Origin of the sequence: Kitasatospora sp. MBT63 (assembly GCF_000710465.2) — a bacterium.
In the GTDB taxonomy this organism is placed as follows: Bacteria; Actinomycetota; Actinomycetes; order Streptomycetales; family Streptomycetaceae; genus Kitasatospora.
The window spans coordinates 1-1,471 of sequence record NZ_JAIZ01000402.1; the positions used below are offsets into that span (position 1 = coordinate 1).

The following is a 1,471-nucleotide window of genomic DNA, read 5'->3' on the forward strand; positions in this document are numbered from 1 at the left end:
GGTGGGGGCGGGGGTGTCGGCCGGGCCGGTGAGGCGGGCGTAGTGGGACGGGCGGGCGGTGCGCAGCCAGTAGCCGTACGCGAGGCCGAGCACGCCGATCACCGGGACGGCCCACGGCAGCGCGGAGACCAGCCCGTTGTGCGTCCCGGTCAGCAGGTCGAAGTTGCCGACCACCAGCCAGACCGTGACGGCGAGGCCGGCGAAGCCCAGCAGCGGGGCGATGACCCCCTGCCACAGTCCGGCCTTCAGCCCCTTGCGGGCGAGCCCGAGCACGGCGAGCGCGGCCAGCGCCTGCAGCACCACGATCCCGAGCGTCCCGAGCCCGAGCATGCTGGTGGTGAGGTCGGCGTACGGGTCGAGCCCGGCCAGCGCGAAGCCGCCCACCACGACCGCGCTGAGCACCGTCTGCGCGATGCTGGCCAGGTGCGGCGAGGCGTACCGGGGGTGGACGGCGCCGAGCCGGCGGGGCAGCAGGCCGTCGTCGGCGAGCACCTGGGCGTACCGGTTGGCGGCGCTGTGCAGGGCCAGGGTGGCGGCGAACAGGCTGGTGCAGAGCATGATCTGGAGGATGGTGGAGCCGGTCCCGCCGAGGTAGTCGGTGCCCAGCACGAAGAACAGGTCGCCGAGCTGGTCGCCGGCGGTCTGCCGGACGGCGTCGGGGCCGATCGCGCCGACCGCGGCCCAGCTGGTGAGCGCGTAGAAGCCGGCGATCAGGACGACGGCGATGTAGGTGGCGCGCGGGACGCTGCGCCGCGGGTCCTTGGCCTCCTGGCCGTACAGCGCGGCCGACTCGAAGCCGATGAAGGAGACGAAGGCGAACATCAGCGAGACGCCGAGGCCGGGTCCGGTCGCGGTGTGCGGCGAGAAGGAGTCGAGCGGCAGGGCCGAGGTGCCGTGCCGGCCGAGGACGGCGAGGTCGAGGACGGCGAGGACGCCGATCTCGCCGGCCATCAGGACGGCCAGCACCCGGGCGCTGACCGCGATGTCGCGGTAGCCCAGGACGGCGACGGCGGCCAGGCCGACGGCGGCGCACAGCTGCCAGGGCAGGTCGAGGCCGTGGGCGGCGAGCACCAGCTGGGTGAAGTAGCCGAGGGCGCCGACCAGTCCGACGGTGGCGCAGTTGTAGGCGAGCAGGGCGATGTAGCCGCTGCCGACGGCGGGCGGGCGGCCGAGGCCGTCGGCGATCGAGGCGTAGAAGCCGCCGGAGCCGCCGGTGCGGCGGGCGCTGACGGCGTAGCCGACGGAGAAGCAGAGCAGGGTGACGCCGGCGAAGGCGAAGGCGGCGGGCACGCCGGGGCCGGTGCCGATCGCGAAGGCCAGCGGCACGGTGCCGACCATGGCGGAGAGCGGGGCCGCGGCGGCGACGATCAGGAAGACGATGTGACCGGTGGTCAGCCGTCTGGAGGTCGGGGACGCGGCGGGAGGTGCGGCGGTCATCGGGGAGCTCCAGGTGGAGGAGGGGGCGGGATCC

General features: G+C 74.8%; 1 protein-coding gene. It reads right to left on the reverse strand.

Translation table 11 applies throughout. The features are described 5' to 3' along the window. A partial coding sequence (locus tag AA75_RS22795) for an APC family permease (RefSeq protein ID WP_033822048.1) occupies positions 1 to 1,437 on the reverse strand: 1,437 nt, incomplete at its 3' end. Positions 1,438 to 1,471 lie beyond the last annotated feature (34 nt).